Origin of the sequence: Shewanella chilikensis, assembly GCF_037953065.1 — a bacterium.
Classification (GTDB): Bacteria; Pseudomonadota; Gammaproteobacteria; order Enterobacterales; family Shewanellaceae; genus Shewanella; species Shewanella chilikensis.
The window spans coordinates 3,120,914-3,145,366 of sequence record NZ_CP149966.1; the positions used below are offsets into that span (position 1 = coordinate 3,120,914).

The window sequence follows — 24,453 nt, forward strand, 5'->3', positions numbered from 1 at the left end:
ACTTCACACTTCCCGGCGCACCGGGGATGAAAAAGCCGGAGCTGCCATAGCAGTCCGGCTCTTCTAGTTTAACCCAGATTACGCTTTTGGTAAGTACTGGCGGCGGCGACAAAACCTTCAAACAGCGGGTGACCGTCGCGAGGTGTGGAGGTGAATTCCGGATGGAACTGACCGGCAACAAACCAAGGGTGACCAGGTATCTCGATCATCTCTACCAGCTTGCGATCCGAAGACAAGCCACTGAAGACCAGGCCGGCTTTTTCCAGACGCTCACGGAAGGCGTTGTTCACTTCGTAACGATGGCGGTGACGCTCGATACAGGTGTTGCTCTTATAAGCCGCAGCGGCCTTGGTGCCTTCAATCAGATGGCACAGCTGAGCGCCAAGACGCATGGTACCGCCAAGATCTGAGGCCTCGTCACGCTGCTCCAGATTGCCTTCTTCATCGATCCATTCGGTGATCAGGCCCACAACAGGGAACGGGGTTTCCTTGTTGAATTCGGTAGAGTGGGCACCTTCCATGCCGGCGACATGACGGGCGAATTCAATCAGGGCAACCTGCATACCCAGACAGATACCAAAGTATGGCAGTTCGTTTTCACGGGCGTATTGAGCGGCAAGGATCTTACCTTCAACACCACGCTCACCAAAGCCGCCGGGAACCAGAATGCCATCCAGACCTTCCAGCACTTCAACGCCTTTGACTTCAACAGTCTGGGAGTCGATATACTTGATGTTCACCGAAACCCGGTTTTTGAGGCCGGCATGCTTCAACGCTTCGTTGACTGACTTGTAGGCATCCGGCAGTTCGATGTACTTGCCGACCATACCTATGGTCACTTCATTGTTTGGATTGGCTTCCTGATAAACCACGTTTTCCCATTCGGACAGGTCGGCTTCAGGGCAGCTCAGGCCAAAGCGCTTGACTACCAGCTCATCCAGCCCTTGTGAGCGCAGCAGCGCCGGGATCTTGTAGATGGAATCCACGTCTTTGAGGGAGATAACCGCCCGCTCTTCAACATTACAGAACAGGGAGATTTTGGCTCGCTCTGTGGCTGGAATAGCGCGGTCGCCACGGCAAACCAGAATATCCGGCGCAATACCGATAGAACGCAGCTCTTTAACTGAATGCTGAGTCGGCTTGGTTTTCACTTCCTGAGCCGGGCCGATAAAAGGCACCAGAGTCAGATGCATAAACAGGCTGCGATCGCGGCCCAATTCAACACCCAGCTGACGGATAGACTCGAGGAAAGGCAGAGATTCGATATCACCCACAGTACCACCAATTTCAACGATGGCGACATCATGGCCTTCACCGCCTTCGAGGACTTTTTCCTTGATGGCGTTGGTGATGTGCGGAATAACCTGAATAGTGGCACCCAGGTAGTCACCACGACGCTCCTTGCGCAGCACTTCCTCGTAGATACGACCTGTAGTGAAGTTGTTGCGGCGGTTCATCTTGGTACGGATGAAACGCTCATAGTGGCCCAAGTCCAGATCTGTCTCTGCGCCGTCCTCAGTGACAAATACTTCCCCGTGTTGGGTTGGGCTCATGGTTCCCGGATCAACGTTGATGTAAGGATCCAGCTTCATGATGGTTACATTCAGGCCTCTGGCCTCTAAAATTGCCGCGAGCGATGCTGCTGCAATGCCTTTACCTAGTGATGAAACAACGCCACCAGTAACGAAGATATACCTTGTAGTCATGCTGAACCTGAGAAAAAAGAATGATAAATAGGTGCTCGAATGAAAGCACCAGGACGGGGCGACAGTATATCAAAGCCCCTGCCATTTACCAAACAGGAATGACGATAATTTTTACGCTCTGATCTCATTCGCGCATTTTTAATCCAGGCTTCGCCTTCTACTGGATTTCACCGCGCTCTTCACGCTTGACCTGATCCCAATAAGCATCCAGTGCCTGCAGATCATGTTCTGCAAACGGCTTGCCACTGGCATTGGCTTTTTGCTCGACGGCGCGAAAACGCCGCTCAAACTTGTTGTTGGCCCCTCTGAGGGCCTGCTCGGGATCCACTCCCAAGTGGCGCGCCAGATTCACCGCAGCAAACAGCAAATCGCCCACTTCATCCTCAACCCTGGCCTTATCCGGCATGGCTTGACGCGCTTCGTGCAACACTTCTTCAATCTCTTCCTGTACCTTGCCGACCACAGGCTCAAGCTCGGGCCAATCAAACCCTACCCGGGCGACCCGCTTTTGGATCTTACCCGCCCGCGCCAACGCCGGCAGCGCCTTGGGAATATCGTCCAGCACTGAGTGCAGCTCGCGCCCGGCACGCTCTGCCGCCTTGATACGCTCCCAGTTGTTCTTGGCATCCGGCGCCGAGTCAAAACTCAAGTCGGTATCGGCGGCAAACACATGGGGATGACGATTGATAAGCTTATTACATATCCGCTCAAGCACAGTGGCGAAATCAAACCAGCCCTTTTCCTTGCCAAGCTGACAATAGAACACCACCTGAAACAGCAGATCGCCAAGCTCAGAAGGTAACTCCTGCCAGTCGCGGCTCTCTATGGCGTCGGCCACTTCATAGGCTTCTTCCAGGGTGTAGGGCACTATGGAGTCAAAATCCTGCGCCCTGTCCCAGGGGCAACCCAGCTCAGGGTCCCTGAGCTTTGCCATAATCTCAAGCAATGCATTGATATCTGCCGCCACCGCCGTTACTCCTTTGTTGCTAATACGCTTACCAATCCAACGACTCTTTGATAAGTCTTAAAAAACAGCAGGACGCAACCTATGCGTCCTGTTTTAAATACCGGTCGAATACCGAACTGACCTCAGAGCCTGCGGGCTTCTATTACCCCGTCTATCTGGGTCAGCTTGGAGATAACCCGGGATAAACCGTCGAGGTTATAAAGCTCCATCTCAAGTTCAATGGCCGCAGTCTGGTTCTTGAGATCCGATGAGGAACTCATCGCCAGCACATTGGACTTTTCCGCCGCCAGCACAGAGGTGAGATCCCGCAGCAGACCGGTTCTGTCATTGGCCACCACTCGAATACGGATTTTGTAGCCGCCGGAGTAGTTTTCGCCCCAGACCACATCCACTACCCGCTCGGGATGGGCGCGCATCAGTTCCTTGACCTGCTCACAATCGGCTCTGTGCACCGAAATACCGCGCCCCTTGGTAATAAAACCGAAAATTTCATCACCGGGCACCGGCTGACAGCAGCGCGCCAGATGGCTCATCAGATTACCGACACCATTGACCTCAATCTGGCCGCGATTGGCGCCTATGGGTTTCTGCTGACCTTTCTTGACCAGCTCTTCCACCGCTTCTTCGTCAGAAGGCTCCTGAGTTCTGAGTCGACTCTGTACATGATTAACCACTTGGTTGAGGCGCACATCGCCGCCACCTATGGCCGCCAACAGGTCATCCATGTTGGTCATGTTGAAGCGCTCAATTGCGCTGCCGACATCCTTGAGTGTCAGCCCCACCCGCGCCAGTTCGGCTTCCAGCATCTCGCGTCCGGCCACCAGGTTCTTGTCCCTGTCCTGCTGCTTGAACCAGTGTTGGATCTTGCTGCGGGCTCTGGAGGTCTTGATATAACCCAGGTTGGGGTTAAGCCAATCCCGCTTCGGATTGGGATGCTTGGAGGTGATGATCTCGATGCGCTCACCGGTTTCCACCTGGTAGGTGAACGGCACTATGCGGCCATCGACCTTGGCGCCAATACACTTGTGGCCCACCTGGGAGTGGATATAGTAGGCAAAGTCCAGCACGGTTGAGCCGGCTGGCAAGTCCACCACTTCACCGGACGGGGTAAACACATAGACCCTGTCTTCGAAGACCTGGGCACGGATCTCCTCCACCAGGTTGCCGCTCTCGACCACATCTTCCTGCCACTGCAAAATCTTGCGCAGCCAGTTGATCTTCTCTTCGTAGCCACTCTGTTTGCCGGAGTGATTGCCCTCTTTATATTTCCAGTGAGCCGCCACCCCGAGCTCGGCATCTTCATGCATCTGCTGGGTACGAATTTGGATTTCGACTGTTTTGCCCTCCGGCCCCACCACCACAGTGTGAATCGACTGGTAGCCGTTGGGTTTGGGATTGGCAATATAGTCGTCAAACTCTCTGGGAATATGGTGCCAAAGGGTATGCACTACACCGAGCGCGCCGTAGCAGTCCTGCAGCCGGTCGGTGACGATTCGCACCGCTCGCACGTCAAACAGCTCGTCAAATTTAAGCTGCTTGCCGCGCATCTTGCGCCAGATGGAGTAGATATGTTTGGGGCGGCCATAGACCTTGGCACGAATGCCTTCTTCATCCAGCCGCGTTTGCAACTGATTGACAAAATTGTCGATAAAGACTTCACGGTCCAGGCGCTTGCCGTCCAGCTGCTTGGCAATCTCTTTATAGGTCTCGGGATGCAGATAACGAAACGAGATATCCTCCAGCTCCCACTTGAGCTGACCTATACCCAAACGGTTGGCCAGCGGCGCGTAGATGTCGGCAATTTCCCGGGCCAGCAATACCCGGGTTTCTTCATCGTCGTTTTTCACGGCCCGCAGCAAGCACACTCGCTCGGCCAGTTTGATCACCACGGCGCGTACATCTTCCACCATGGCCAGCAACATCTTACGGATATTGTCGATTTGCGGTTCGCTGCTGCGGCTGTCATTGCCCACCTTGAGTGCGCCTATGGCATCCATGGTCTTGACGCTGTTGACCAAGGTTGCCAACTCGGGGCCAAAGTCTTCGGTGAGCTTGGCTTCATCGACTATGCCCACCTCGAAAAACACAAATAAGATGGCAGCCTGCAGAGTTTCGATATCCATGTTGAGCGGCGCGAGGATCTCTATCATTTCCCGCGCCTTGGCCTGCAGCTCGGCTTTGGGACGCTTGCACTTACCCATAGGCAGTGCTTCCACCTTGGCTATCAGCTCCAACAAACGCCCGGCATCGGCGGAGTCGGCCACATAACGATTAACCCACTCATCCAGATTGAAATCAGGATCCTTAAAGTGTGCTTCGCGAACAGATACCATCTCACCTTCCTTTAGTGTCCGATTAACAGACTCAACAAGACTCCCTATCTTGAGCATACCCGATGGGATGTCAAACCCCCGTGAGTACCTTTATTGATAAAATTGACTCGATAGACAATAAAAGCATCAATTCCGCACAAACAAGGCCATGGCTTCGGTGTGATGGGTCTGGGGAAACATGTCCAACACACTGAGGCGCTCCAGGCGATAGCCTTGCTCGAGCAACAAGACGCTGTCCCGCGCCAGGCTCGCCGGATTACAGGAGACATACACCACCCGCTCAGGCGCGATGTTTTTCAGATAAGAAAGCGTCTCATAGGCGCCGGCCCGGGCGGGATCCAGCAGCAGCTTATCCACCTTACCAAGCCAGGGCTCGGCCGAGAGGTCGGCGCTGAGATCGGCGCAAAAGAACTGCAACCCTTCAAGCCCGGCCTGTTTGGCATTTTGTCTGGCTTGCTCAACCATGGCAGGCACGCCCTCGACACCTGTGACCCTAACGCCGGTGGCCGCCAGCGGTAGACTGAAGTTACCCATGCCGCAGAAAAGGTCCAGTATGTGCTCGCCGGCCTTGGGTTGCAGCCAATCTATGGCCTTGGCCACCATGGCGCGGTTTACTTCACCATTGACCTGAATAAAATTCCCCGGATTAAACTTAAGCGTCAGCTCATCGCCATCAGCGCCGGACAAGCGGTAGCTTGGCTGATTGCCCGAGAGGTAATCACACTCGCCCTGATTGTCCTGCAGCACCAACTGCAATCCTTGCTGCCCGGCAAAAGTCTTAAGCTTTTCCTTGTCTTTATTCACCAGTGGCCGGGTAATTCTCAGCACCACAAAACGACCGGCTTCGGTTTCAATCAGCTCCACATGACCAAGCTGAGCCACGCCCTGCAGGTGTGCCAGTTGCGCTGCTAACGGCTTTATCAGTTCCGACAACGAAGCCGCCAATACAGGACATTCGCCAATGGCCACTACCTTGCTGCTGGACTTGGCCCTGAACCCCAGGGTGAATTCGCGACTTTGTTTGTCATACCAGGTCGCCAGTCTGGCCTTGCGTCTATAATGCCAAGGGGCGGAAGCCAGCTCGCCTATCTCCGGCAGCTCGGATAGGCCAGAGAGTTTGGCAAACAACTCGGCCAGGGCCCGGCGCTTGTGCTGCCGCTGGCTCAAATCTGACAAGTGTTGCAGATCGCAGCCGCCGCAAAGCGCATAATGGGGGCATTGGGGTTCAACCCGCTCCGGCGATGTTTGGGTGATGCGGATGAGTTTGCCCCTGGCATAGTTCTTTTTTTGTTCGGTGAGCTGCACCTCGGCGCTCTCACCGGGTAACAAGCCGGGAATAAACACCACTTTGCCCTGATATTGACCGATCCCGGCACCCTGATGATCCAATCCGGAAGCCGTTAGTGACAGTTTTGCGGAGACTTTCTTGGATCTGTTTGGTTTTTCTCTAAAAAATTGTGCCATCTAGGCCCCTGAAACAATAAAAAACTGGCAAAGACGCCGGGATATCTGGCAGTCTATCTATAGCCGTAAAACAAACTATCTGGAATACCTATACCGCCCATGAACAGTGCGAATAACATGACCAAGTACAGCCTCAGATCCTGGGTGCTGGTATTGGCCCTGGCTCCTACCATTTTGGTCGGTATTCTTCTGGGCAGTTACTTTACCATAAATCGCTTTTATGAGCTTGAAGATACTCTCATAGAACAGGGCAGCAATATCATAGAGCCGCTGGCTATCGCCAGTGAGGTAGGCCTGGCCGCCAATAACCGCGAGGCCACCAAACGCCTACTCGCCGCGGCTCAGCTCAACAAGTCGACCTTGGTGAAATCCATCGCCATCTTCGATGCCGACAATCAACTGTTTGTCACCTCCCACTATCACAAAGACTTTGAGATTATGCGCTACAAGGGTGCCATCTCGGATCTGGCCCGCACCGAGTACGATCAGGTAGGCGACAGTCTGGTGCTGAGAGCGCCTATTTTCGCCGCCGGCAGTCTGCTGGCGGTAGACGATGCTCCCGGCTTCAATGAGAAACCTCTGGGTTATATCTCTTTGCTGCTCAACAAGGAAAAGGCGCTGCTGGAACAGCACAGAGCCGCGGTGGCGGCTTTTATCATAGTGCTTATCGGGGTGCAGCTGAATCTGCTGTTCACCTTCCGTTTGGTAAAGAATGTGACTCAGCCAATCACAGACATGGTGCGGGTGGTGGCCAAAATCCGCGAGGGCAAGCTGGATACCCGGCTGGAGGGCAATCTCATTGGTGAGCTGGATCTGCTCAAACGGGGGATTAACGCCATGGCGGGCTCCTTGTCGGAATACCATGACGAGATGCAGCAGAATATCGATCAGGCGACCTCGGATCTCAGGGAAACCCTGGAGCAGATTGAAATTCAGAACGTTGAACTGGACTTGGCCAAGAAACGGGCGCTGGAAGCCAGCCGAATAAAATCTGAATTTTTGGCCAACATGTCCCACGAACTGAGAACGCCGCTCAATGGCGTGATAGGTTTTGCCCGTCAACTATTGAAAACGCCGCTGCACGCCAGCCAGATGGAATATATTCGCACCATTGAACGCAGTGCCACCAACCTGCTGAGTATCATTAACGACATCCTCGACTTCTCCAAGTTGGAAGCCGGCAAAATGGTGCTGGAAACCATGCCGTTTGCCCTCAGGGAAACCCTGGATGACACCATGATGCTACTGGCCGGTTCTGCCCACGAGAAGGGGCTGGAACTTGTGGTGGATGTGGCCCCGGAAGTGCCGGATGCCGTCAGCGGCGATGCCATGCGGGTGGGTCAGATCATCACCAATCTGGTGGGCAATGCCATCAAGTTTACCGATCAGGGCAGCGTGCTGTTGAAGGTGGATATCAGCAACATCAAGGAAGACAAGTTGCTGCTTCACTGTGAGGTGTCAGATACAGGTATTGGCATTGAAGAAAGCCAGCAGGAGTTGCTGTTTCAGGCGTTCGGCCAGGCCGATTCATCTATCTCACGCCGCTTCGGCGGTACCGGCCTTGGGCTGGTGATCACCAAACGCCTCATTAACCAGATGGGCGGCCAGATAGGCTTTAGCTCCCGGGTGGGTAAAGGCTCCACCTTCTGGTTTACCCTGCCACTGATGACCAGCCAGTTCCCGATAGGTGAACCGCTGCCACTGGAGCAGCTCAGAGGCAAGACGGTATTGCTGTTTGAACCCAGGCCCTTGACCCGCTCTGTGCTCAACCGCCGTCTGCAACAATGGCAGATGCAGGTCAACAGTGTTCACACTGTGCCGCAATTGGAAGCCGAGCTTGCTCAAGACAAGGCGCATTTCCACTATGTGCTGCTCGGCTGTCACGGTTTCGATGGCCCGACTCAGTTGCAGTCGGTGCTCAAGAGTGCCAGACAAGTGACTGAGGCCCTTATTGCGCTGTTCGACTGCCATGATCAAGAGGCACTGGAGCGCTATATTCGCCCTGTGGTAGACCTTGTTCTGAGCATTCCTGCCAGCGAATACCTGATGGCACGCAACATGATTTATCTGCCACAGGAATCTGAACTCAAGCCCGCCCTGCCCAAGCTGGTTGAGCCGCAGCAGCGCCACAAACTCAATGTGCTGGCGGTGGATGACAACCCGGCCAATCTCAAGCTGATTGACACCCTGCTCGATGAATTGGTTACAGGGGTGACCACCGCCAGTAATGGCGAGCAAGCGGTGAATCTGGCCAAACAGCGCAGCTTTGATTTGATTTTTATGGATATCCAGATGCCGGGAACCGATGGCATTACCGCCACCCGGCTCATTCGTCAGGACTCGTTGAACCGCAATACCCCCATCATTGCGGTAACCGCCCACGCCATCAATGAGGAGCGCGAGCGGATCCTCAATAGCGGCATGGATGGCTACCTGCCCAAGCCCATAGATGAAGCTGCACTGAAAGGAGTGATCAGCCGCTGGATTACCCGGCCCAAGTTTACCCATTTTGACCAGCACACCCTCAACTGGGAGCTGTGTCTGACCCAGGTCAATCAGAAACAGGATCTGGCGCTGGATATGCTCAGAATGCTAATTGACTCCATACCGGACACCACCAGCAACATTCAGGAATCGCTGGAGCAGGATGACGCCGCCAAAATGCAGGCTTGTGTCCACAAACTGCACGGTGCCTGTTGCTACTGCGGCGTACCGACGTTGCAAAAACTCTGTCAAACCGTGGAAGGCGGTCTCAAACAAGGCAGCAGCATTGCCGAGCTGGAGCCGGAAATACTGGAGTTACTTGATGAGTTAACTAAGGTAGAATCTGCGGCAAAACAAGTGATATCCCAACTTTCGATGGATTTAACCGATGACAACTAAACCTGGCTTCTTTAAACGCCTAAAGGCGCTGGAACTGCCACAAAAGAAACTCTTTGCCGTGGCGCTGTGCCAGCGTATGTACCCCAACTACCAACTGTTTTCCGAGGTGTGTGAATTCGGCGATCCCCAGGTATTGGATACGGTACTCAACCTGTTGTGGCAGTCTTTATATGACCGCAAACTCAAGCTGAACCTTGAGCTGCAGATGGCAAAACTGGAAGAAAACACCCCGGAGCCGCCCCAATTCGACGCCTATGGAGTCTACCCGGCGATGGATGCCGCAGTGGCACTCAGTTCACTGCTGGGCGCACTGGAAAGCAAGGTGGAAGACGACATCACCAATATCTCCAAGCTGTCATCCGGTACCGTGGCCCACTATATCGAAGCCATAGCCGATCCCGAATTGGATGGTGAGGCATTAGACGAGTTTGTCTTCAGCCACGAAGTAATGCAGGAAGAGCGCGAGTTGCAGGCATCCTTGCTGGAAATTATCGAGGAAAACCCGCAGATAACTGCGGATTTTGTCAAAGCACTACGCAAAGAAATCGTCATGAACGGCGTGTCCAACATAGGAATAAGCGTTCAACAAGATGCGTAAGCTTGTTTATCGCGGTTATATCCTCAGCAATACCGATGGACTCACCGACAGCTGGACCCTGACCATAGGCCAGACCAGCCGCACCGGTTCTTTGTTCGAACTAAGAAGACAAATCAACTTCTTTGAAGAGTTGGGGATATTGCCACAGCCCAAAATGACTGACCAGCAAGTCAAAGGCAATTCATCGGCTCCACAAGGGAAGACAAGAAATAAACAGCTCTCCCCAAAGAAGCATTTCCGCAAAAGTATCAACCCACAAGGCCGGACGGGCAAATAGTCCGGCTTAGGGTTTAGGTGCTTTGAAGAACTGGCTCTCCAGGGCCTTGAATTTAATCAAATCATTCTTGTCTCCCTCCTGACTATCAATTACTCTGAAACCATATTGGCAATGGATAGCTTAGCTTCAGCCCAAAGGTCCAAACCCAAGAAGCGACATAAGTCTTAATGGAAAGCAACCGCTTTAGGCCGGGACGTGAAGACTTGATGGGATGACCTCAGGATCATCCACCAAGTAACAGGGAAGTTTGTCATCTCTCCCAGTTGCAATAAATCAACTCAACATACCGTCTGGTGGAATTCAAGATGCTTTAATCATCAGCATCATCCAACAGTCTCTATGTGAAAAGTTAACCAGAAGTTTTTCTACGGCCAGTATTGTTATACCTCTGCCATCTCATGGTATTAGCCAAAAACAATCACTTTTGGGAGACTCAACTTGACCATTAAAGCGCTGCTTTTTCTTATCTGCCTGTCGGCAGCGGGTATTGTCCATATAACAACGGCCAAAGCAGACCCTGTCGCCGCTCAAGCGCCAGGGGCTGAGCATGCACTGCAAAGGCTCAGTAGCAAAAGCCAACCCAAGACTCAGGTGATGGTGCTTGGCAGCCTGCACCTGAGCAATATCAAACAGCAATTGGACAGCCGCTCGCTATCCTCGATCCTTGAGCCACTCTCCCGTTACCAGCCTACGGCCATAGCGGTAGAGTCACTGCGGCCAGAGGATATTGCCACCATGATCAACGGCTCAGGCGAGTATCAAACTGTGTTGGATCATTTTGTAGGACAAAGATTTCTGGCGCTGGCGATAAAGGAGCAGCAGAAGTTGCAGCTCTCGGCGCAAAAGGCGCTTGAGAGTCTGGAGCCCTTATTGGATAAGGCCAGCCTTGAACCTGTGCAGCGAGCAAGACTCATCAAGTTAGCCGTTGCCGCCTATCACAAAGAGCTAGCCCTGCTGCACTGGCATTATTTGGACAAAACTGCAGCGAGCACAGCGATTTCCACCGAGTTACAGCACTACCTGGAGCAACTTGCCGCGAGCAATAACGAGAAAAACACCCTTGGCAACAACCTGGCCATGGCACTGAAGCTCAAGCGCATTTATCCGATAGATGATCATCTGGATAAAGATCTCTACCGCCCCATCGAAGCGCGACTGCTGGAGTCTTACAATCAGTCGCCTCATGCCGCCGCTTTGGCCAAAAGCGACTATATCAACAAGCCACAAAGGCTAAAGACTGAGGCGCTCGAGACAGGCAACTGGTTGCCGCTCTTTTCCTGGCTAAACAGCCAGGAGTACCAGACAGCCGTCATTGACCAGGAGTGGAGCCTGTTTATCGATAAAGATTTACCCCCGGATGCGGCGCTCTCCCGGGTTGCCCTTTGGGAGATACGCAATCTCAACATGAGCTCGCACATCATGCGCGTGGTGGCAGCTAACCCTGGAGGTCGAGTGCTGGTGATAGTCGGAGCCAGCCACAAGGTGTTTCTGGAGCAGTATTTGGCCAATATGTTAGGGGTTAAACTGATCCAGCCTCAGCAGTATTTTACTGCCCCCCAAAGTCCACATGACAACCGCTGAAGAGCCAATAGCTGGTTTTAGTTGTAAACAAGGAACCCCATGAAACAATTACATAGTGTCGCCTGGCTACATAAAAAAAACGCTGAAGTCTTGTGTGTCAAATCCAAGGGCAAAGATAAATTCTTTATTCCCGGCGGCAAACCTGAACCAGGTGAAACCCTTGAACAAGCCCTGACACGGGAACTGCAGGAAGAGCTCAGCATAGAACTGCAGCAAGACACCATTTGCCACAGGTTCAGCATCACGGATAAGGCCTTTGGCCTTGAGGACACTGAGCTGACCATGCACTGTTTCAGCGCGGGCTTTAGTGGCGACATCAATACCGCAGCCGAGATAGAAAGCCTGGACTGGATAGGCATAGCAGATATGGCAAAATGCGCACCGGCGGCCCAGCAGGCAATCGTAAAATTGCTTGGCAGCGACCATTGAATCGACGTTCGCCGGAGCACCTTTGTCCAACTTGGTCTATCCTGCAGCCAGATAACACAGAGTCAGGCTCGCACTCGCAAGCGAGCCAGGGAGAACACAGATGGACAAAAAATTGCAGCAAACTGACGGTAGCGTTTCTATCGACCACAAGATTGCCGCCCTGGGCGGCTGGCGCGCCGAGATGCTTGGCCATATCCGCGAACTTATCAAGGCGGCGATTCCCGAGGTAGTTGAAGAGTGCAAATGGGTAAAGCCAACTAACCCGTCCGGTGTACCTGTATGGTCAAGCCAAGGCATACTCTGTACCGGCGAGTCATACAAAGCCAAATTGAAACTGACATTTGCCAATGGCGCTTCGCTGGCGGATCCCCACCAGCTGTTTAATGCAGGTCTTGAGGGCAAACAGCGTAGAGCCATAGATATTACCCAGGGCCAACCCTTGGATGAAGCGGCTTTCAAGGCACTGATAAGCGCCGCTGCCGACTTTAACCACAACAAGGCCCTGAAACAATCAAAGCGGTAAGTAGGCTGCCAGAGCAGCAGCAAAGATGCACCAAGCTATAGATGTACAAATCTAAGGAAGGTCAATGAATAAACTGTTTATTCGCCGTTTGGCAATATTATGTTTGCCCTTAATTTCCCTCTGCCTGGTGCCTACGGCAATGGCCGAAGTAGATGAGCTTTTCAAGCAGTATCTGCAGGGCCATTATCAGTTGGTTGGCAAAGCCATTGACTCAGATGCCAGCTACACGGGCAAAATGAGCATTTATGAGCAGGGCGGCGAACTTAAGGTGCATCGGGAGATAGAAGGTGTAAGCATTCAAGGGACCGCGACCATAGAGCCGGTGCTGAACGGCGATGCCAAGGTGCTTAGGATCCGCTTTCAGCAACAAGAGCGGGATATTGAAGCCAACTGCCTGTGGCGCGGCGATTTGGATAACTATGCCCGCATCAGCTGTTACCTGTATCATCCGGGGGAAGACACAGAAAACCCAGGTCTGGAGGCACTGTTTCACTTGAGGCAGCACTGATGGGCAGAATAAACAAACCAGGCTTGCCATCAGGTATTCAACACCTTTAACTTATTCATTCTCTTTGGCAATCAAACAGGGAAGTCACTATGAATCGTAAACTCATCGCTTTAATCAGCAGCGCGTTAATGCTGGTTATTGGCACTACTGCGCAGGCCTGTACCCGCGCCGTCTATCACGGCGAAGACCAGTTGGTGATCACCGCCCGCTCCATGGACTGGCGCGACGAAATCCCGGCGAGTCTGTGGCTGTTTCCCCGCGGCATGCAGCGTCATGGGGCAGTCGGCGACAACTCAGTCACCTGGACCTCACGCTACGGCAGCCTGATCACCAGCGCCTTTGATATCTCAAGCACCGACGGCATGAATGAGAAGGGCCTGGTGGCCAATCTGCTCTGGCTGGCAGAGTCGAGTTATCCCGAATACCAGGGTAAACGAAAAGGCTTGTCGGTCGCCGCCTGGGTGCAATATGTACTGGATAACTTTGCCACAGTCGCCGAAACTGTCGATGCTTTGAGAGCCGAGCCTTTTGTGGTGGTTTCCGCCAATATTCCCGGCACCCAACGCTTTGCCACCCTGCATCTGTCGATTTCCGATGCCACAGGTGACAGCGCCATATTCGAGTACATAGACGGCAAGCTGGTAATCCATCACGACCCAAAGTACCGGGTCATGACCAACTCCCCCATCTTCGAGCAGCAACTGGCACTGAACCAGTATTGGCAGCAGATTGGCGGCTTCACCATGTTACCGGGAACCAACCGCGCCGCTGACAGGTTTGTCAGGGCCTCTTTCTATATGGATGCCATTCCCAAGACAGCCAATACCCGAGTAGCGGTTGCCGGCGCCTTCAGCGTCATTCGTAACGCCTCTGTGCCCTTCGGCATAGCTTCCGAGACTGAGCCGAATATCTCTTCAACCCGGTGGCGCTCGGTCTCGGATCATAAAAATCGGGTGTATTACTTTGAAACCGCCTTGACCCCCAACACCTTCTGGGTCGATATGAAGGGCATCAACTTTGACAAGCTGCAAAAGGTGAAAAAGCTGACCATTAACAACAGCAGCCTCTACTCAGGTAACGCACTACCGGACTTTGTCACGGCCAAGCCCTTTACGTTCGCCGGGCTTTAATCTCTAAACAGGCTGGGAGCCTAGGCTCCCGTCTACCTTGCCCAACCTGCTGTTAAATGCGCATACCAACTAAAGGACTCAAGCTGTTCAGCCCGGCTTAAGGCTGATAGCCGATACTGTGACTTCTAAGAACCTTTGCAGGAGTCCTGTGGATGAAGCAGTCCAACACCCTAGGCAAAAAGCATTTCCCCGCCAGAAAAGCAGCTCTCTGGATGTTTTCGGCGCTTGCCCTTGGCACTCTCTCCGGCTGCGGCTGGTTTGCCACAGATGAAAAGGCACAACTGGAGCAGCAGTGGCTCGCCAGGGATCAGCAATTACAACAAGCCATTGAGCAGATCCGCTCTCAAGGTCTGGATGCCATCAATCGCGGCGCCGAGGTCAGCTCAGTGACCGCCTGCGTCGCTGAAAAGCTCAGCCAGGATCCGCTTGGTGAACTGATCCAGGTCGATGGCGTATTGGCAGAGCCCGCCAGGGTCAGCGAGCTACTCGGCCAAATTCAACAGCTATTGGAGCAAGGCTTCAGCTTTGAAAACGCAGCCGCACTGCTGAATAAGGGCGCGGATCTCGCCGCCTATGTCAGCACACTTATCGAATCCCAGGGAATAGACAAGGCTTTGGCGGATGTCGAACAGCTACTGAAAAACGGCACTGATATTAAAGATCAGCAGCTCGGTGGCCACTTGCAAACCCTGCTGAACCAATGCCGCCAATCCCCTCCTAAAGGGAATGGATAGCGGCCGAACATCGTTCCGCTAAAAAAGGTGGCGACTATCCAGTTGCCACCACCTTAAGCAAAGCTCAATAACTGTTGCTATCTTGCCGCCGCTCTCCCCAGTCCTTGCCCGGTTAGGTTTTAATATCCATCACTGCAACCTCTCCAAATAAAAGGCCAGTGGCAGTTCCCCGACCAGGGACCAAAACCTCATTGCAGTTGATTTTACTGTTAATCCAATAAAAACCAGATGATTACGCCATAGCATTAAATCTTGGCTGTGATAGAGTCTCTTTGAACAAGGATCCGAGTCTGAATGTAATGGAGGCCATATGAGCACAGCAGTTCCACGTACCGTCACTTCTCCAAAAAAGTTCATTATTGGCAAAGGCTTATTGTCGCAAATGCACGAATATGTGCATGACTTCGGCGACAATGCTTTTATTATCGCCGATGAGTTTATTCTCAGCAGGCTTGAGAACGAAGCCCTGACGGGGCTTGAGCAAAACGGCATCAACAACCAACTGGAAAAATTCAACTACGAGTGCAGTGAAGTCGAGATCCAGCGTCTTGTCGCCCTGGCTGAGCAGGCTCATGCCAACGTAATTGTCGGTGTCGGCGGCGGTAAGACACTGGATGTCGCCAAGGCCGTTGCCTTCCACCTTAAGCACCCTGTCGTTCTCTACCCCACCATAGCGTCAACCGATGCTCCCTGTACGGCTTTATCAGTGATTTATACCGAAGCGGGTGAGTTTGAACGCTATCTGTTCCTGCCACAAAATCCGGATGCCGTGATTGCCGACACCAGCATAATCGCTGCCGCGCCGGCGCGTTTCTTCGCTGCAGGTATAGGCGATGCCCTGGCCACCTACTTTGAAGCCAGGGCCTGTTATCAAGCCGACGGTGTCAACCTGGTGCTGAAAAAGCCTTCGCGTACCGGCCTTGGTCTGGCACAACTGTGCTATCAATTGCTCAGTGAAAATGTGGCCGCCGCCATGGATGCGGTAAACAATAAGATAGTCACCCCGGCGCTGGAGCAAACCATAGAAGCAACCATCTATTTAAGCGGTGTTGGTGCCGAAGCCGGTGGCCTGGCGGCAGCGCACGCAGTCAATAACGGCATGTCGGCAGTTGCCGAATTACATAACGCCCAGCACGGCGAAAAGGTGGTCTTTGGCCTCTTGACCCAACTGGTGCTGGAAAACGCCCCACAGAGCGAAATCGACAATGTTATCCGCATCATTAAAACCGCGGGTTTGCCGCTGACTCTGGCAGATATGGGGCTGAAACAATTCCGTGAGGAGGAGTGGCGTAAAGTTGCCGAAATCGCCTGCGCCGAAGGCGATACCATGGGCAATATGCCTATGGCGGTCAGTGCCGATGATGTCTATCAGGCAATGATCGCAGCCAATGCCATGGCCGAACGCTATAGCCACCAGAACTGACAAGATACAAAGGATGCAACCTCTCTCCCGAAAGCGAGGGGTTGCATCTTCCCTTGCGCAAGATCAAAACGATAAGTTGCATTTTTGTTGGTCAATGCTGTTTTTAAGTTTTTTAAAAACAAAGAATTAACAAAAAAGGATTAAAAATCACCGACCGGTAGACATCAGGCGACTGATGCGATCAAGATCACACAAATGTCGCCATTTAAAGCGTAGAAAGGTTTGAGCTTTTTCTTGCCACTCGCCTCTGAGGGGCAAAACCCACGATAACTTCAAACATTTTCACCCGATGCCAGGAGTTGGCATCAATACCCTATTACTTGCAACGCTGGGAGGAACACATGGCATATGCAACGATCAATCCCTTCACGGGAGAGCTCATCAAAGAATTTCCCAATGCCACTGATGCCGAAGTCACAGAGGCAATTGAATCGGCCCACCAGGCCTTTTTGAGTTGGCGCAATACCTCTTTTGCCAACAAGGCTGAAATACTCAATCGGGCTGCTGCCCTGCTCAGAGACAGCAAGCGCCGCTATGCAGAGCTGCTGACCCTAGAGATGGGTAAAGTCATTGGAGAGGCCGAGGCCGAAGTAGAACTGTCGGCGCAGATCCTCGAATACTATGCCGAGCATGCCGAGAGACTGCTGGCACCGCAGAAACTGCCTGTGGCCGATCCCGCCGAAGGGGAAGCGCTGCTGGTCAATGAACCTCTTGGGGTCTTGCTGGCCATTGAACCCTGGAACTTCCCCTATTACCAGATAGCCAGGATCTTGGCTCCGCAACTTTCTGCCGGCAACACCCTGCTGCTGAAACACGCTTCCAATGTGCCTCAGTGCGCCGCCGCTTTTGAGAGCCTGATGCGGGATGCCGGACTGCCACAGGGCGCCTTCCAGAACCTGTATGCTACCCGGGATCAAGTCGAGCAGATCATCAACTCACCCAAGGTACATGGCGTAGCTCTGACCGGCTCTGAAGGTGCAGGCGCCGTTATTGCCTCTCAGGCCGGTAAGGCGCTGAAAAAATCCACTCTGGAGCTGGGCGGCTCTGACGCCTTTATCGTGCTGGAAGATGCCGAGCTTGAGAAAACCATAGATTGGGCGGTATTCGGCCGTCACTGGAATGCCGGTCAGGTATGTGTTTCATCCAAACGGATGATCCTGGTGGAAGCCATTTATGACAAGTTTATGGAAGGCTATACCAAAGGCGTAGCCGCGCTTAAAGCCGGTGACCCTATGGATCCGAACACGACTCTGGCGCCCCTGTCTTCCCAGGGTGCTGCCGATGAAGTGAAGCAGAAAATTCGTGAAGCGGTTGAGCATGGTGCCACAGCTACCGAAGTTGGTCCCAAAGTGCCGGAGCAAGGCGCTTTTGTACAGCCGACCATACTTACCAATGTGACCCCGGACAACCCGGCTTACTATTGGGAGTTCTTCGGCCCTGTCTCCATGATCCTCAAGGCAAAGGATGAACAGGAAGCGATTGCCATTGCCAACGATTCGCCCTTCGGCCTCGGTGGCTCTGTGTTCACCGCCGATGAACAGCGCGGTCTGGCGGTAGCCAAGCAAGTCTCTACCGGGATGATGTTTGTCAACCACCCCACCATGGTTAAGGCTGATTTGCCCTTTGGCGGCATCCGCCGCTCCGGCTATGGTCGTGAACTGATCGACTTAGGCCTGAAAGAGTTCGTCAACCACAAGTTGATCAACGTGGTGGATATCAACGCTCCCTTCTGATCGCGCTTGAAGCATATTTAGTTCGATAAAGACCCGAGCACCTGGCCGGGTCTTTTATCGCCACAGTCAAATCGACTGGCAAACTGACTGGTGTTGGCACAAAGCACAGAACGCGGCTGCGCCAAAACGGGAATAGCCAATGGTATGCCCTTGTATTCAATACCTTGTCCATGTCATCTTAACCGATACCTAATACTCAAAACCGTGTAATTCATGTCCGGACTGGAAAAGAAACTGCCACCCCTGGCGCTCTTGCTGCTGTTTGCGCTACTGTTGCAACTGACATCCTATTACTTACCCTCTTCAAACCTGCATCCGACCTTTAGTTTGGGGCTCGCTGTTTCTCTGTTGACTGCTGGGCTGGTTATTCCTTTGGCAGGAGTACTGAGCTTCAAACGCCATGGAACCACGCCGGATCCCAGGGTGCCGGAACAGAGTTCGGCCTTGGTGACCTCAGGTATTTACCGCTGCTCACGCAACCCCATGTACCTGGGGTTTGTACTCTTGCTGCTGGCACAGGCCGTCTTTCTCAACAGTCTCTGGTTACTGTTTTTAATCGCCCTTTTTGTTGCTTATTTGCAACGCTTTCAAATCCTTCCGGAAGAACGGGCAATGCAGCAACTCTTTGGTGACAGCTACCGCTTGTATTGTCAAAAAGTCAGACGCTGGATTTAGCCGCTTATCTAGCGAAGAAAAAGCATGACGGAGCCAAAGATGCTTACTCCCAGAGCACTATAGCCGTGACCCAGCTCACAACCATATTATCCGCCGCTAATTCAGCTTCCCAGTTTGCATCTTTAGCTCATCCCCGAGACGCTATCGCCGCACATCTCTGGCATAATTGCCGCTGACGGTCAACCACATTTTTTGAGACACTGCCATGCCCCTGTTTGCCAGAGCCTCCGCCTTCGCCGATTTTATCTACCGCCATTCCCGTGCCGTACACACGGTAAAACTGGCCTTGGCGCTGTTTATTGCCGCCGCCATCAACACCATCTGGTCTTTGCCTCATTTTGTCTGGAGTATGGTCACCATAGTGATCATCATGATGGGCCTGCCACAGGTGGGCGGCGCTATCGAAAAATCGCTGCAGCGGGCTGTAGGCACCTGCCTGGGCTCGGCTTACGGGGTCTCTTTGGTGATCTTGATGAACGGCTATTGGGATCTGATGGGGTTGCTGATCCTCGGGGTCAGCATAGTCTGTTATCTCAACGCCGGCCGTTACAGCTATGCCTATCTGGTAGCTGGGTTCACCATGATCATAGTGATAGGTGACGCCAACCACGACACCTCAGAAGCTCTGTGGCGTACCGCCAATATTCTCATCGGCTGCGTGATTGCCGTGCTGGTCTCCCTGTTTGTGCTGCCAATCAAGGCCAAACAGGACTGGCGGGCACAACTGGCAAGTTCACTGAAAATCATGACCCAAGTGTTGGAGCAGCATCTCAATGCCGGCCAGGAAGAGCCGGAAAATGCCCGTAAGTCGCTGGAGACGGCAATGAAGGCGGTGCTGGCGCAGAAAAAGCTGCTGTTTTCGCTGGAATGGGAAAGCCAAACATTAAAGAAAGAGGCCCAGACTCTAACCGAGCTGGCCAACAAACAGATAAGGGTGATCACGCTTTTGGAACTACTGCTGCTCACCCGCTGGAAGGCCGAAGAAGATGCGGCTTACGCCAGAGTTAAGCAGGTGGCCAGTGGGCTGCAGCGAGAGTTCGCCTATCTGGCGGACTATGTGGCCGGCAACACGCCCGACTGTCCTAAACTCCCCTTGGGACTTGGTTATCAATTGCAGCAACAGCTGCTTAAGCAACTGCCATCTGAATCGAGCGACGACTCGCCGGAAGCGGCGCATCAAGACTTTGCGCTCAGCGGTTACAGCTGGCTTATCTATCAACTTGCCCAGGCACTGTTGGCCATTCATGGCGAGCTGGCCAGTCTGGATCTGGCCTATAAGCGCAAAGCATCTGCCCAGCGCCAGTTGGATATTCCCGAGTAATTGGCCGAGTAATCAGCCAATTGCCGGGCGTTACAGTCGCAACAGATCCTGCTGATGAAAGTGAACCACAACCTCGGGGTCGAGCTTGAGTGCCAGATCCAGTATATGGCTGATGCTGATGGGTCCCTCGCCCATCTGGCTTAAGCTGTTGTAATAGCCGAGTAAGGGTAAGGCCCAGTCGCGGCGCCTTTCAATCAGCTGCTGGTACAACAGGGCCGCCTCTTGGTATTGTTTCTGCTCATAGCTCAGCATGGCTTTGAGATAGACAAGCTGCAAGTAAGCACGGCCCTGACGCTTTAACCCCTTGTCGAGCTGCGCTAGAGCCTCATCGGATTGTCCCAACGCCCGCAAGCTGACAGCCTGATAGAACTGCAGCTTATCCAGATAGTCATACTGCCTCGCAGCGCGTTGATAACTCTTGAGCGCCGCCTCATGCTGGCCCATTTGTGCCAAGATATTACCTTTGAGCATCTGGCCATCGGCCCAAAGCTGAGGCTTGTTATTGAGATAGCGGTTTATCTGTTCCAGCGCCGCCGAATAGTTCCGGGTTTCATAGATTGCCCTGGCAATATCCAACCTGAGATCCCGCTCCGATCCCAAAGCCTCGGCTTTGCGGTAATCGGCCAGTGCGCCGACATAGTCCGGACTCTGGCGCTGGGAATAAGCGGACAGCACCTGAGCCTTGGCCGCGGCGCGGAAAAAATACAGCTCAGGGTCCTTGGACAGCATGAGCTCGGCCTTATCATAGGCTGCCACCGCCTTGGGATAATTAGGGAGATTACTGAAGTAATAAAGCTGACCAAGCAAAAATGCCAGCCGCCCCGAATCCGGGTAGTTTGCCATGGCCGTATCCAGCCTGGGCGCCGCCTCTGCCATCTTCCTTTCAAAAATAAGCTTTTGAATCACTTTAACTTCTGAATTTGGCACCTTCTGCCCGGCGACAGCATGTTGCAACTGGCTTAAGCCCAGTGACAAACTCAACAATAAAACCGGTAACACCCGCCATAACAGGCAATATCCGATGGGAGAACTGAACGACATAAGCTTCCTTTCTTTATATCTTTGGCTTTTCGCGATTGAATTTTTATCTTTTGAGTATTTTAAATACTGCGCCTCGCATCAGTCCCAAATCAGTTCGCGATAGTGCTTACGACAAACAGACTCATAACTCTCGTTGCCACCTATGGCTACCTGCTCTCCTTCTCGTACCGGGTTGCCCGTACCATCACGACGGATCACCATATTGGCCTTGCGACCACAGTGACAGATGGTTTTCAGCTCTACCAGCTTATCGGCCCAGGCCAAGAGGTACTGGCTGCCGACAAACAGTTCGCCCTGGAAATCGGTACGCAAACCGTAACAGAGTACGGGAATATCCAGGATGTCGACCACATAGGCCAGTTGCTTGACCTGCTCTTTACTGAGGAACTGGGATTCATCAAACAGCACGCAGTGCAGAGGCTGGCGTTCGTGTTCAGCGCGGATCATCTCAAGCAGATTATCGTCATGGGCAAAAATGCGTGCATCAGATTCAATACCGATCCTGGAGGCGACCTTTCCCACTCCAAAACGGTCATCTATCGCCGGGGTCATCACCAGGGTGTGCATGCCGCGTTCACGATAGTTATAGGATGACTGCAGTAAAGAGGTGGATTTTCCGGCATTCATCGCCGAATAGTAGAAATAAAGTTGCGCCAAAACGGCTCTCCCCTGAGAAAAATTCCGGCCGCAATTTTACACTTTTTACCACATAAATACAGGACGCATGCCCCATGCCATCAAACTTGGGCATTGATTCAGTATTCACTGAATCTAGTCATTAAAATCAATTTGTTACACTTCTACCTCAATAAGCCTCTGGCATATAAACATCAGGATTATGTAGGCTATAATCATCAAATTCAGCCACTTTTAAGCAACAAGTGCTAAATTGCGCTAAAAAACTCATAACTAAAGATGGAAGTCATATCAATGCGAAAATCTCTTCTGGCGCTGGCCGTTGGCGCCACTCTGGCTATTTCTGGCTGCAGCACCCACACGTCTCAAGACACCAATCTGGCAAGAGCTGAAGCCACCCAAAACAACCCACTTTTTGCCAAGAGCACCTTGCAATATCAGGCTCCGGATTTTCGCCTGATCAAAGATGAACACTTCAAGCCTGCGCTGGAAGCCGGTATTGCCGAGCACTACCAGGAAGTGCTGGCCATTGCCAACAATCCAGAGAAACCCACTTTTGCCAACACTATTGTGGCGTTGGAAAAGTCCGGTGAACTACTGAGCCGCGCCTCAAGCGTTTTCTATAACCTGACCAGCTCCAACTCCAACCCTGAACTGCGTAAAATTCAGGGTGAAATGGCACCAAAGATGGCGGCCCATTCAGACAACGTCAATCTCAACCCGGAGCTGTTTGCCCGTATCGACAGCCTCTACTCCCAGCGTCAGCAACTGAACCTGAGCAGCGAAGAAGTGCGCCTTATTGAGGTGTACCACCAACGCTTTGTGCTCGCCGGCGCCAAGCTGACCGAGAACGAGAAAGTCCAGATCCGCGCTCTGAACGAAGAACAGTCCAAGCTGGTGAACGAATTCCAGCAACGACTGATGCGGATGAACAAAGAGATTGCCGTAACTGTGGCTGACGTCGCTCAATTGGACGGCCTGTCCGACTCGGCCATTCGCAATGCCGCGGCCGATGCCAAGGCCGCCGGTCTTGATGGCCAATACCTTATCAGCATCACCAACACCACTCGCCAGCCTGTGCTGACTCAGCTGAAAAACCGAGAGCTGAGAAAGCAGATTTGGGAAGCCTCTGCCTACCGCGGCCTTGAAGGAGAGAATGAAACCGCCTCTCTGGTCGCTCGTCTGGCACAACTACGTGCCGAGCGTGCCGCCCTGCTGGGCTTTGATAACTGGGCCAGTTACCGTCTGAGCCCACAAATGGCCAAGACGCCCGAGGCCGTCTATGAGATGTTCGGCTCCATGGTGCCTGCCGTTGTCGCCAACACCCAGAAAGAAGCCGCCGATATCCAGGCGATGATCGACAAGACAGGTGGCAAGTTCCAGCTCAAACCTTGGGACTGGGCCTTCTATGCCGAGCTGGTGCGCCAGGAGAAGTATGATCTGGATGAGGCCAGCCTCAAGCCTTACTTCGAATTCAATCGAGTGTTGGAAGACGGCGTCTTCTTTACTCTCAACCAACTCTATGGGGTGACCTTCAAGCCACGGCCGGATCTGCCGGTTTATCACCCTGATGTCAAAGCCTGGGAAATGTTTGATGCCGATGGCAGCAGCATGGCCATCTTCTACGGCGACTATTTCGCCCGTGAAGGCAAGCGCGGCGGTGCCTGGATGAGCTCTTTCGTCAGTCAGAACCTGCTCAAGGGTGAAAAGCCTGTGGTGGTCAATGTGATGAACATCAAGAAGGCACCGGAAGGCGAAGCCACCTTCGTCAGCTATGATGAAGTAACCACCATGTTCCACGAGCTGGGCCATGGCACACATGGCATGTTCTCCAAAGTAACCTATCCCAGCCTGTCAGGTACTGCGGTATCCCGTGACTTTGTCGAGTTCCCATCTACCTTCGAAGAGGACTGGGCCGGTCATCCACAAGTGTTGGCCAACTATGCCAAGCACTACCAAACCGGTGAGCCTTTACCCAAGGCGATGCTGGACAAGTTGCTGAAGTCCCGCAGCTTCAACCAGGGCTTCGACACCCTGGAATATATGGCAGCCGCCCTGGTAGACATGGAATGGCATTCGCTGGGCAAAGACGCACCACTGCAAAATGTGGCCGAATTTGAAGCCAAGGCACTTGAAAAACACGGCCTGAACATTGAAGCCGTGCCACCACGTTACAAGTCGACCTACTTTGCCCACGCCTTCCCGGGTGGCTACAGCGCCAGCTACTACGCCTATATGTGGAGCGAAATCCTGGCGGCCGACGCCTTTGCCTATGTGCAGAGCCAAGGCGGCCTCAAGCGCGATATCGGCATGAAGTATCGCAAGACTATCCGAGAAGTGGGTAACAGCGTGCCACCTATGGAAGCCTACAAAAACTTCCGTGGCCAGGAGCCGACAACCGATGCCCTGCTCAAGCGTCGCGGTCTGCTCTAATAAGCCTGCAATCTAAGCCATAGAGACTCATCTGTGGCTTAAACAACAAAAAGCACCT

At 53.0% G+C, this 24,453-nt stretch carries 20 protein-coding genes; 14 read left to right on the forward strand and 6 right to left on the reverse strand.

Annotated elements, in window-relative coordinates:
- Positions 1-68 precede the first annotated feature (68 nt).
- From WKR14_RS14145 to rlmD, 4 genes are all read right to left on the reverse strand, one after another.
- On the reverse strand, positions 69-1,706 hold the full coding sequence (locus WKR14_RS14145; RefSeq protein ID WP_028781516.1) for a CTP synthase: 1,638 nt from the start codon (positions 1,704-1,706) through the stop codon (positions 69-71).
- 157 nt (positions 1,707-1,863) lie between these two features.
- Positions 1,864-2,673 carry a nucleoside triphosphate pyrophosphohydrolase gene (gene mazG / locus WKR14_RS14150; protein WP_258180981.1) on the reverse strand — a complete coding sequence of 270 codons (810 nt, stop codon included), beginning with the start codon at positions 2,671-2,673 and terminating at the stop codon, positions 1,864-1,866.
- 122 nt (positions 2,674-2,795) lie between these two features.
- The gene (gene relA, locus WKR14_RS14155) at positions 2,796-5,006 is read right to left on the reverse strand and encodes a GTP diphosphokinase (RefSeq protein ID WP_044734857.1); all 2,211 of its coding nucleotides are present in this window, start codon (positions 5,004-5,006) and stop codon (positions 2,796-2,798) included.
- Positions 5,007-5,132: 126 nt separating this feature from the next.
- A complete protein-coding gene (gene rlmD, locus WKR14_RS14160; RefSeq protein ID WP_339086570.1) occupies positions 5,133-6,470 on the reverse strand; it encodes a 23S rRNA (uracil(1939)-C(5))-methyltransferase RlmD in 1,338 nt (445 codons plus the stop codon).
- Between the two features lie 99 nt (positions 6,471-6,569).
- Between rlmD and barA the strand changes: the two genes are divergently transcribed.
- From barA to WKR14_RS14225, 13 genes are all read left to right on the forward strand, one after another.
- Positions 6,570-9,353 carry a two-component sensor histidine kinase BarA gene (gene barA / locus WKR14_RS14165; RefSeq protein ID WP_339086572.1) on the forward strand — a complete coding sequence of 928 codons (2,784 nt, stop codon included), beginning with the start codon at positions 6,570-6,572 and terminating at the stop codon, positions 9,351-9,353.
- Positions 9,343-9,951, forward strand: a complete 609-nt coding sequence (locus WKR14_RS14170; protein ID WP_339086574.1) for a YjaG family protein — start codon at positions 9,343-9,345, stop codon at positions 9,949-9,951. The genes barA and WKR14_RS14170 overlap by 11 nt, the downstream gene beginning before the upstream one ends.
- On the forward strand, positions 9,944-10,228 hold the full coding sequence (locus WKR14_RS14175) for a DUF3319 domain-containing protein (protein WP_101055010.1): 285 nt from the start codon (positions 9,944-9,946) through the stop codon (positions 10,226-10,228). The genes WKR14_RS14170 and WKR14_RS14175 overlap by 8 nt, the downstream gene beginning before the upstream one ends.
- A 438-nt stretch (positions 10,229-10,666) precedes the next feature.
- A complete protein-coding gene (locus WKR14_RS14180) occupies positions 10,667-11,809 on the forward strand; it encodes a DUF5694 domain-containing protein (RefSeq protein ID WP_339086576.1) in 1,143 nt (380 codons plus the stop codon).
- Positions 11,810-11,848: 39 nt separating this feature from the next.
- Positions 11,849-12,238 (forward strand): NUDIX hydrolase, encoded by a 390-nt coding sequence (locus WKR14_RS14185; RefSeq protein ID WP_165565370.1) that lies wholly within the window; start codon positions 11,849-11,851, stop codon positions 12,236-12,238.
- A 100-nt stretch (positions 12,239-12,338) separates the two neighbouring features.
- Positions 12,339-12,761 (forward strand): DUF1801 domain-containing protein, encoded by a 423-nt coding sequence (locus tag WKR14_RS14190; protein WP_101055006.1) that lies wholly within the window; start codon positions 12,339-12,341, stop codon positions 12,759-12,761.
- A 64-nt stretch (positions 12,762-12,825) separates the two neighbouring features.
- On the forward strand, positions 12,826-13,269 hold the full coding sequence (locus WKR14_RS14195; protein ID WP_339086579.1) for a hypothetical protein: 444 nt from the start codon (positions 12,826-12,828) through the stop codon (positions 13,267-13,269).
- 89 nt (positions 13,270-13,358) lie between these two features.
- A complete protein-coding gene (locus WKR14_RS14200; RefSeq protein WP_101055001.1) occupies positions 13,359-14,399 on the forward strand; it encodes a linear amide C-N hydrolase in 1,041 nt (346 codons plus the stop codon).
- 152 nt (positions 14,400-14,551) lie between these two features.
- Positions 14,552-15,133 (forward strand): hypothetical protein, encoded by a 582-nt coding sequence (locus WKR14_RS14205; protein WP_412485952.1) that lies wholly within the window; start codon positions 14,552-14,554, stop codon positions 15,131-15,133.
- A 310-nt stretch (positions 15,134-15,443) separates the two neighbouring features.
- Complete coding sequence (locus WKR14_RS14210) at positions 15,444-16,556, forward strand: glycerol dehydrogenase (protein WP_335921405.1); 1,113 nt, start codon at positions 15,444-15,446, stop codon at positions 16,554-16,556.
- Between the two features lie 341 nt (positions 16,557-16,897).
- Positions 16,898-18,289 (forward strand): NAD-dependent succinate-semialdehyde dehydrogenase, encoded by a 1,392-nt coding sequence (locus WKR14_RS14215; protein WP_089110952.1) that lies wholly within the window; start codon positions 16,898-16,900, stop codon positions 18,287-18,289.
- A gap of 213 nt (positions 18,290-18,502) precedes the next feature.
- Positions 18,503-18,964: a methyltransferase family protein gene (locus WKR14_RS14220; protein ID WP_089110951.1), complete on the forward strand. Its 462-nt coding sequence runs from the start codon at positions 18,503-18,505 to the stop codon at positions 18,962-18,964.
- Between the two features lie 205 nt (positions 18,965-19,169).
- Positions 19,170-20,285, forward strand: coding sequence for an FUSC family protein (locus WKR14_RS14225; RefSeq protein WP_339086584.1), 1,116 nt, complete (start codon positions 19,170-19,172; stop codon positions 20,283-20,285).
- Positions 20,286-20,315: 30 nt separating this feature from the next.
- On the opposite strand, the gene WKR14_RS14230 is transcribed toward WKR14_RS14225, so the two are convergent.
- Complete coding sequence (locus WKR14_RS14230; RefSeq protein WP_101054993.1) at positions 20,316-21,326, reverse strand: tetratricopeptide repeat protein; 1,011 nt, start codon at positions 21,324-21,326, stop codon at positions 20,316-20,318.
- A gap of 78 nt (positions 21,327-21,404) precedes the next feature.
- Positions 21,405-21,983 carry a thymidine kinase gene (locus WKR14_RS14235; RefSeq protein WP_224866191.1) on the reverse strand — a complete coding sequence of 193 codons (579 nt, stop codon included), beginning with the start codon at positions 21,981-21,983 and terminating at the stop codon, positions 21,405-21,407.
- A 273-nt stretch (positions 21,984-22,256) separates the two neighbouring features.
- On the opposite strand from WKR14_RS14235, the gene WKR14_RS14240 reads away from it, so the two are divergent.
- A complete protein-coding gene (locus tag WKR14_RS14240) occupies positions 22,257-24,395 on the forward strand; it encodes a M3 family metallopeptidase (protein ID WP_226565774.1) in 2,139 nt (712 codons plus the stop codon).
- The last annotated feature ends 58 nt before the right edge of the window (positions 24,396-24,453 follow it).

Coding starts and splice junctions, on each gene's coding strand:
- WKR14_RS14145 (WP_028781516.1), bottom strand. CDS start 1,706: ATGACTACAAGGTATATCTTCGTTACTGGTGGCGTTGTTTCATCACTA.
- relA (WP_044734857.1), bottom strand. CDS start 5,006: ATGGTATCTGTTCGCGAAGCACACTTTAAGGATCCTGATTTCAATCTG.
- rlmD (WP_339086570.1), bottom strand. CDS start 6,470: ATGGCACAATTTTTTAGAGAAAAACCAAACAGATCCAAGAAAGTCTCC.
- barA (WP_339086572.1), top strand. CDS start 6,570: ATGAACAGTGCGAATAACATGACCAAGTACAGCCTCAGATCCTGGGTG.
- WKR14_RS14170 (WP_339086574.1), top strand. CDS start 9,343: ATGACAACTAAACCTGGCTTCTTTAAACGCCTAAAGGCGCTGGAACTG.
- WKR14_RS14175 (WP_101055010.1), top strand. CDS start 9,944: ATGCGTAAGCTTGTTTATCGCGGTTATATCCTCAGCAATACCGATGGA.
- WKR14_RS14185 (WP_165565370.1), top strand. CDS start 11,849: ATGAAACAATTACATAGTGTCGCCTGGCTACATAAAAAAAACGCTGAA.
- WKR14_RS14190 (WP_101055006.1), top strand. CDS start 12,339: ATGGACAAAAAATTGCAGCAAACTGACGGTAGCGTTTCTATCGACCAC.
- WKR14_RS14195 (WP_339086579.1), top strand. CDS start 12,826: ATGAATAAACTGTTTATTCGCCGTTTGGCAATATTATGTTTGCCCTTA.
- WKR14_RS14200 (WP_101055001.1), top strand. CDS start 13,359: ATGAATCGTAAACTCATCGCTTTAATCAGCAGCGCGTTAATGCTGGTT.
- WKR14_RS14205 (WP_412485952.1), top strand. CDS start 14,552: ATGAAGCAGTCCAACACCCTAGGCAAAAAGCATTTCCCCGCCAGAAAA.
- WKR14_RS14210 (WP_335921405.1), top strand. CDS start 15,444: ATGAGCACAGCAGTTCCACGTACCGTCACTTCTCCAAAAAAGTTCATT.
- WKR14_RS14215 (WP_089110952.1), top strand. CDS start 16,898: ATGGCATATGCAACGATCAATCCCTTCACGGGAGAGCTCATCAAAGAA.
- WKR14_RS14220 (WP_089110951.1), top strand. CDS start 18,503: ATGTCCGGACTGGAAAAGAAACTGCCACCCCTGGCGCTCTTGCTGCTG.
- WKR14_RS14225 (WP_339086584.1), top strand. CDS start 19,170: ATGCCCCTGTTTGCCAGAGCCTCCGCCTTCGCCGATTTTATCTACCGC.
- WKR14_RS14230 (WP_101054993.1), bottom strand. CDS start 21,326: ATGTCGTTCAGTTCTCCCATCGGATATTGCCTGTTATGGCGGGTGTTA.
- WKR14_RS14240 (WP_226565774.1), top strand. CDS start 22,257: ATGCGAAAATCTCTTCTGGCGCTGGCCGTTGGCGCCACTCTGGCTATT.